Raw genomic sequence first — 8,533 nt, 5'->3', positions numbered from 1 at the left:
CCAGCAATCGCAGTAGTTCCAGCTTTTCTCATCGCTTCTACACACTCTTTCGACGCAGCCAGATGTAAAAAGCCCCATACAATTAGATCCTTTTTAAAGTAATGGTATTCTGCAGGTAGTGGTTCTTTTACCTTTACTACCATATCAACATCCCATGCCTGGCCTTGATTTACTATGCTTGCTCCTGCATTTATATATTCATCATTTGTATAACCAGAACCTAATCCAGCATCTTTTTGTACTAAAACTTCATTTCCAGCTGAAACTAATTTTTGAACATTTTCTGGAGTCATCCCTACACGAGCTTCCCCTTTTTTTATCTCTTTCACTACACCAATTTTCATATCTACACATCCTTTTTTAGAGTGAGTTATAAATTAAATTAATTATTGTCAGATAAATATAAGATTCAAAATATTCATCCTTACAATATTTTTCAAATATAATTTAATTTATAACATTGGATTGCACCTACAAGATACCATTAGTAAAAATAAGAGGTCAACAATTTTGTGAAACATTTCACAAAATGTTTTATTTAGTTGATTTTCTATATTTTATATCGAAAATATGATTGAATCCCTTAATACTTTGTGATATTCTTCACAAGAATATATCTTCTCTTTTGAATTTCGATTTACCATTTTACTATATCAAAATATTAAAATACCTCATTTATTCTTATTATTCATATAAAAGAAATCTCGTTTTTAACTTCATGTTTCGGGTTAAATTAAAGAATTTCTTTTAATGTATAATTCATTGAATTTTACTCGCCTCAAATCATGTGAAAATTTTCACATGATTTGAGGCGAAATTAAACTTTCTTTACTTATACGTTTAATTTCTTTTTTATTTAGTATCTGAAATGTATTCAAATTCTCTAGCTGGTAAGGATGAGGGGCGGCTATTTGTATGGATACAGGATATACTATCAAATAATTTAACAAACAGGATAAAGAATTCATAAGAGAATTTATATATTTTTCTAATTGGGAGTGATTATTTTGTCACAACAACAACTAAAAAAGGATATTGGTTTCTTTGCAGCATTAACCACAGTTATTGGTACCGTTATCGGCGCCGGAGTATTTTTCAAGCCCACTGCATTATATGGAGTAACAGGAACAGCTAGCCTAGGATTACTTGCATGGGTAATTGGTGGTATCTTGACGATTTGCGCAGGACTAACTGCTGCTGAACTATCTGCCGCTATTCCTGAAACGGGGGGAATGATGGCATATTTAAAGAGGACTTATGGAAACTTAACTGCTTTCTTGCTTGGCTGGGCACAAACTGTCATATACTTCCCTGCAAATATTGCAGCTCTTGCTATTATTTTCGGGACACAAACGGTTAGTTTATTTGGCCTAAATGTTAATGAACACAAAATGCTAATTATCGCAATTGCAATTATCACAGCAACATTTGTAACTCTTATGAACTTTTTAGGAGCTAAAGCAGCTGGTGGAATCCAAATGGCTTCGACTATATGCAAATTGGTTCCATTAGCATTGATTATTATTTTTGGATTACTACACAAAAGTGACGTTACTTTTCAGCTTTTTCCAATTGAGGCAGGGCCGAACAAATCTATGATATCTGCCCTTGGATCTGGTTTACTCGCAACAATGTTCGCCTATGATGGATGGATTCATGTAGGGAATATTGCTGGAGAAATGAAAAACCCTAAAAAAGACTTACCTAAAGCAATCGTATTAGGATTATCAACAGTAATGGTTGTTTATTTATTAATTAATGTCGCGTTTCTAATGGTCATGTCTGCAACATCGCTCGCAGGTACTGATACACCCGCTTCTCAAGTAGCTACAATTCTTTTTGGAGCTATGGGAGGAAAACTAGTTACCATTGGCATTTTAATTTCCGTATTTGGAACGATTAATGGTTATATTATGACAGGAATGCGAATTCCTTATGCCATGGCTATTGAGAACAAACTACCATTTAGTAAATGGTTTGCTACACTATCTAAAAATAGTCGGGTCCCTTATAATTCTGGTCTATTTATGCTATTTATTTCAATTATTATGATGGCCGTCGGCGGATTCAATACTCTTACTGATATGTTGGTATTTGTAATATGGATATTCTACACAATGACATTCCTTGCTGTATTCATCTTACGAAAAAGGGAATCCGAACTTGTGCGACCTTATAAAGTTCCATTGTATCCTTTTATACCATTAGTTGCTATTATTGGCGGATTGTTCATTGTTATTAATACCTTATTCACTCAACCTCTGCTAGCTTTATGTGGAATAGGCCTAACTGCACTCGGCCTCCCTATTTATTACACTATGCGTAAAAAGGGACAATTTGGTTTAGAAAATCATAACGAGTAGACCAGTCTTTCTTAAAGATGTGATACAAAATTTTATGATTAGATTGCAATTAATAAATAGTCTATTTTACTTCTTTATCCTTCTAAAAGATACATTAGTCTAACAAATAATAAACAAGGAGAACCCCTTTTGGGTTCTCCTTGTTTATTATTTTCCAGTATCCTAGTTCTTTACCCTAAGTTAATTTATTCTTTATCCATTCTGCATTCCTACCTTTAGAAACCAATTTAATATATCCCTGTGAATTTAAAGCGTGTAATGTTTTATTTATAGTACTTTCACTTATGTCTGGATGCATGTTTCGAATATTTTCTTTAGTAAAAGGATGATTTTGCCTGTCTATGTATTTCTCAATTCTTTTTCTTTTAGTATGAGTGCTTATACAATTTTTTATTAAATTACCTAATTCTTCATATGCATCTAAAACAATATCTAAAAAAATTTTCATCCAGAAAACTACATTATGATCTCCTTGATGCCAATTAGCTGCAGATCTATACAGAGCATCATAATAATCTGATTCATATTTTTTAAAATATTTCTCTATACATGTATATTTTACAAATGTATATCCACTTTCAATTAATAACCATTGAATTAATATTTTTGCTAACTTGCCATTCCCTTTATTAAATGGATAAATACATAGGAAATTTAATATAAATTGAGGAATCAGTAGGAGCGGATGAAAATTCCCTTTAGCCCTTAATGTATTATATTGTTCGCATAGCTGATACAAATATTGCGGAACCATATCATATAAAACAACTGTACTTAATTTGGATTGATTATTTAACATTGGAATACACGATAATACAAGTTCGTTTTTTCTCCAATTACCACTTTCAGACGTTGAATAATTCAGTAATTGGAAATGCAGTTCTTGAATTGTTTGTGGTTTAATAGGCAGTTTGTGATTTTCTTTTTGCACAAGTTCTAATGTTTTACAATAACAAAATAAAGCGTCCTCTTCCAATGTTTGAGGGCTAACATGATTAGAAACAAATTTTTTCAACTGTTTATTTGAGAATGTAAACTTGTCATATATATTAGGAAAAGTTTTAATATATTGTAGGGATATACTCTTTTCCAAAAGATTAAAGATCTCTGGTTTTTGAGTTTGATATGCTGATATTTCTCCTTTATATTCACTGATTTTACTTATAATATTTATTAGTTCCCTTTTAAATTCTAAATTTGTATATTTTTCTTCAAAGAAATTTCTCATCTCGTTCCCTCCTTTCCCTACGGTTTATTGCCAACTTTGTATGCTCCATTATCCCCCTAATTTTCACATTTCCTACTGTATACTTATTGTTATAAATGCCCATTAAGGATGTAATTAAACGGTAGCCAGATGCACACAGGGACCGCTCTCTTCTTATTAATGTATGTATTAGATTGCTAATGTTAATTAATAAATAAAAAGGCACTCTCTTAAATTTTAAAAAAAGTGCTTTTTATTTAATCAAATTTGTCTGCATTTAGTGCCTTAATAGAAAGTATACACAAAAGGTATCAATCCTTTGTGAAAGACATAACATATTTAGCTATAAATAGTTATGTTGATTCTAAAAATGTTCAATCTTGATATGTTATGAACTAATATCATGAAGGCCATTAACTTCTTAATAATGTTTATAAAATGATTCTTTACAAGACGAAAGTACTGTATTTCAGTTTAAACAAACATTTTTCTATAGTATTTAATTTCAGATTACATTAGATTAGATACATTTAAACTTTTGCCAAGCATTTATATATCCGACATAATATAATAAGATAAATTCACCTTATAGTATTGGTGACATGGTTTCTTTTAATGTATGTACAGAATGATTAAAGTTAAACTTTTCTTCCTCATTTAACTCAATTTCTATAATTTCCCGAATACCTTGACGATTTATAACAGCAGGAACTCCTATATATACATCATTATGACCATATTCATTTTCAAGGTATGCAGATACTGTTAATACACTATTTTCATGATGTAGAATTGCCTTTGTGATACGTAATAAAGACATTCCAATTCCATAACAGGTTGCTCCCTTACGTTCAATTATATGATAGGCCGCATCACGTGAACGAACAAAAATTTCGTCTAAGTCACTTTGATTATACTGACTTTTATTTTCTAAAATGGTTTGTAGCTTTTGAACGCCAACTGACACATGACTCCAAACCGGAAGCTCCGTATCACCATGTTCACCAATTATATAAGCATGAACATTATGAGAATCGATTTCAAAATATTCTCCTAACATGTAACGGAAACGTGCAGAATCAAGTGTTGTACCTGAACCAATTACGCGTTCTTTCGGCAATCCAGATTCTTTCCAAGTTACATATGTTAAAATGTCCACTGGATTTGTTGCAATTAAGAAAATACCATCGAATCCGCTTGACATGACATTACGTATAATTTCTTTAAAAATCTTAGTATTTTTTTCAACTAAGTCTAAACGTGTTTCACCTGGTCTCTGTGGCAATCCGGCTGTTATTACAACAATTTGTGCATCTTTACAGTCCTCACAGCTACCCTTCCATACTTTTGTTGGTGATGGTGAAAAAGGAATTGCATGACTTAAATCCATTGCTTCTCCTTCTGCCCTTGCTTCATTTACATCTACAAGAACGAATTCTTCTGCCAACCCCTGATTAATCATACAATATGCATAACTACACCCTACGGCCCCTGTACCAATTAAAACTACACGATTAATATTTTTATTCATTTATAGATCCCTCACTATTTATGTTATGTTTTTGTGCATTGTTGTTATTCTAATAAAAAGAGATTTAATTGATTTTGAATAAACAAATAATGAACTCGAAATACATTAATGTTCAATACCAAATAGTTAAACTTAAATTCCTTTTCATATGTATTTCCAGCAAATATTGCTCCAACTTTATTTTTTATTTAACTCAAAAAAATATTATGTATAGCTTCACTAGATAAGATAATTTTTCTTTATCTACATTCCAAAGATTCATTGATATTCTGTGAAAAATCTAGTTTATACATCTAGTTAAATAAAATTGTTAACGCTTACATTTTTGTTAAGATTCATTAACTGATTATCACTTCTCATAATGACATTCATGCTTATATTATCTTCATTCAAATCTAATTACTGCAAATTTTAATTTTGTATATCGAAGGTCATCTCACCTATTTTAGCAATAACCCCCTAAAAGCACTTCTATACCAAACAAACTTTTTCAAAATTCATTTTCTAATAAACCTCCCACTAATTTTTTAGAGTTTTCTGTAATAAATCCGACATGTGATCTTGCATTTTATATTAACAAATTTAAGTCACATAAGTTGTGAATGTTTTTTGTATATTTCCCTTCCCTTATATGTCTAACAAATACAAATAATATATTTTATAAAAGAAAAAAATATATTTAAAAGAATTATTAAAACGGTATTTCCAGCTAATTAAGCCAACTGATATAAAAATAACATTCAAATTAATTATGTTATTTTTATACGAAAAATGATTATATTAGTAGCTTAAATTTTTATTTGTGTTTGTAATGGGATGTTTTCCTCACATTGAGATTCAACTAAATCGCCCTTCTCTTCAGGGGTAGGGTTGTTTTGGGTTATATAATGATATACCATGCCAACAAATACAGATCCACCAATAATATTTCCAATTGTAACTGGAATTAAATTATAAATAGCCCCACTAAAAGAAATTGTATTGGGATGTGGCGATACCAGGGAGATTGCAAATAGCGATAAATTTGCAATGCTATGTTCATATCCAGATAAAAAGAATGTAAAAACCAATAACATCATAACAATTATTTTTGCTGTATCCCCTTTTACTTGAGAAGGAAGGAAACATGCTAGACAAACAAGCCAATTACATAAAATAGCTTTGAAAAAAAGCTGTATTGTCGGAGTATTCATTTTTACTTCAACAACATTACTTATCAAATGTTCATATTCTATTTGATCAAAAATACCAGTACCATAAAATAATAACGCAAAAAATATTGCACCTACCAGATTACCTAAAAAACAAGCACCCCAGTTACGACAAGTATCTAAGACCGTTGTTTTTTTTCGTAAGGTCGAAATTGTAAAATACATTGTATTCCCAGTAAATAATTCCGCTCCACCATATATTATTAATATAAGTGCAATTCCAAAAAATAAAGAAGCACTTAAATAAGTTGCGGGTGAATTTACAACGTGAAAAAAATCCCCTAATTTAAAACATAATACTATAATAAATCCAATATAGATGCCGGCTAATAATGCACGAACAAAATATTGTATTGGGTTTATATCTAATATTTGTTTCTTCTTTTGTGCAAGTTTTATAGCATCAGCTATCCCTTGTTCTAACATAAAATTACACACTCCTTTAGTTCATGGTTATTATAAATAATCCTAAGAATAAACTACATGTTTCAATATTCACTTTCAAGATTTTGTTCAATATTTCACAAAATAAACATACTCACTTTACAAAATGATTCAAATGATGTGCAATCTGCTATATTCACTAAATCCTAGAAGGTGCATAATACACGAATATACCTAATCAATATAGAATAAAAGAATAATTAATCTGGTATAAAAAGTTTTAATTTATCATGTTTAGGAAAAGCACTCCATCTTAATTTTTACTTACTTGTATAGTGACCTATCAGGAAATTATTCGCATTTATACATAATAAAACTTTAATTATAAGGTTACAGTGTGTTTGTATGCGTTATTCTTTAAAAATTGAAGAAATACTACTATCAGCAAACATATTTAACATTTTCCATCTGAAATATCTTAGTAACATTTTTAAAATTTGCCTCTAACCTATGGGTTTAATGGGATCATCTTTGTATCTCATTACCCGAATAAAGATAATTTATGACATATTTTAAAACAAACTATATATCAAGCAATCTGCTTTTTAAAATTGTTATAATATGAACGAACATCATTGCTCAATACTTCACAATCAAAAGGGGAAATTGATATGAGAAAACGAAAACGCTTAGTAATAATCGGTAATAGTATATCTAGTTTACGCTGTATTGAAGAGATTTTAATACAAAACCCTAATATGTATAGCATTTCTATTTTCAGTGATGAACTCTATCCTCTCTACAATCAAATAAACACTATTTCATTACAATTAGATATTAAAAATAGAATACAAAAGCAATATAATTGGTACAAACAACATAATATTAAGCTTTTTACAAACGAAAAGGTAATAGAAATTGACCGTGAGGACGAGGTCATTGTTACAGATAAACGCCGTATTGTTTTCTACGATAAACTCATCATTGCAACAGGATCTACTGCTTTTATTTTTCCCGTTAAAGGACTGCAATTATTGGGAGTAAATAAACTTAGAACAACTGAAGAAATCCAATTTCTCTTAAATATTAAGAAGCATGCAAAAAAAGCTATTATTATTGGTAATGGCCTGCTTGGTCTAAAAATTGCACAAAAATTATTTGATTTTGGAATAGACGTCCACGTAGTTCATTTCAGTTCACACTTAATGGCAAAACAAGATATCTTGGCTTGTTCATTACTATGTAACAAGCTAAAAGCAAAAGGGATTCAATTTCTCATGGAAAAAAACACGGTTAAAATCCTAGGTACAGACTATGCAGAGGGGATCCAATTCGAAGATGGCACTATTAAAAAATACGATTTAATTGTAATACCTATTGGTAGGCGACCTAATACACATTTAGCAAAAAAAGCTGGCTTATATTTTAAACGTGGCATAGTTGTTAATAAGTATATGCAAACAAATGATAAATTAATTTATGCAATTGGTGAATGCACTGAACACAATGGGATTACATTAGGATTTCCAGCTCCCCTCCATGCACAAGCTACTGTATTGGCCGAGCATATAACAAATGTACAGACAAATACTCTTTTTGCATAATTTCTTAGTTAATTAAAACTAATTCTTTATAACTTTTATCTAAAAAACTCTTCTTAATAATTGTTTAAGAAGAGTTTTAAACCTTTGAAAACGTGTTAAAGAGAACACCTTAATATTGACACATTTGCAACCCCGTTACGTATTAAATTAAAGTATTAATTTAACGAATTTCCGGAAAGAATTCTCCTTCCTCAAGCGTGTGAAGGGCGTAGCCCAACGGTAGGTGGGAGATG

Annotated in this window: 5 protein-coding genes and 1 pseudogene; 2 read left to right on the top strand and 4 right to left on the bottom strand. The window is 30.4% G+C overall.

All coding sequences use genetic code 11. The annotated features are described in order from the left end of the window. Positions 1-344 (bottom strand): annotated as a pseudogene (locus MRP26_RS30735) (alanine dehydrogenase); the annotation flags it as partial. 663 nt (positions 345-1,007) lie between these two features. Here MRP26_RS30735 and MRP26_RS30730 point away from each other — a divergent pair. Next, a complete protein-coding gene (locus tag MRP26_RS30730) occupies positions 1,008-2,363 on the top strand; it encodes an APC family permease (RefSeq protein WP_242807511.1) in 1,356 nt (451 codons plus the stop codon). 175 nt (positions 2,364-2,538) lie between these two features. Here the strand turns inward: MRP26_RS30730 and MRP26_RS30725 are convergent, their stop codons facing one another. From MRP26_RS30725 to MRP26_RS30715, 3 genes are all read right to left on the bottom strand, one after another. Then, the gene (locus MRP26_RS30725; protein WP_242807510.1) at positions 2,539-3,591 is read right to left on the bottom strand and encodes a Fic family protein; all 1,053 of its coding nucleotides are present in this window, start codon (positions 3,589-3,591) and stop codon (positions 2,539-2,541) included. Positions 3,592-4,156: 565 nt separating this feature from the next. Continuing rightward, positions 4,157-5,101 carry an L-lactate dehydrogenase gene (locus tag MRP26_RS30720; RefSeq protein WP_001038829.1) on the bottom strand — a complete coding sequence of 315 codons (945 nt, stop codon included), beginning with the start codon at positions 5,099-5,101 and terminating at the stop codon, positions 4,157-4,159. 788 nt (positions 5,102-5,889) lie between these two features. Continuing rightward, positions 5,890-6,738, bottom strand: a complete 849-nt coding sequence (locus tag MRP26_RS30715) for a formate/nitrite transporter family protein (protein ID WP_016083475.1) — start codon at positions 6,736-6,738, stop codon at positions 5,890-5,892. A 629-nt stretch (positions 6,739-7,367) separates the two neighbouring features. On the opposite strand from MRP26_RS30715, the gene MRP26_RS30710 reads away from it, so the two are divergent. After that, positions 7,368-8,300: an FAD-dependent oxidoreductase gene (locus MRP26_RS30710; protein WP_242807508.1), complete on the top strand. Its 933-nt coding sequence runs from the start codon at positions 7,368-7,370 to the stop codon at positions 8,298-8,300. Positions 8,301-8,533 lie beyond the last annotated feature (233 nt).

The organism is Bacillus sp. CCB-MMP212, from assembly GCF_022748145.1.
GTDB lineage: Bacteria > Bacillota > Bacilli > Bacillales > Bacillaceae_G > Bacillus_A > Bacillus_A cereus.
This window is presented reverse-complemented; position numbering and strand designations above follow the sequence as displayed.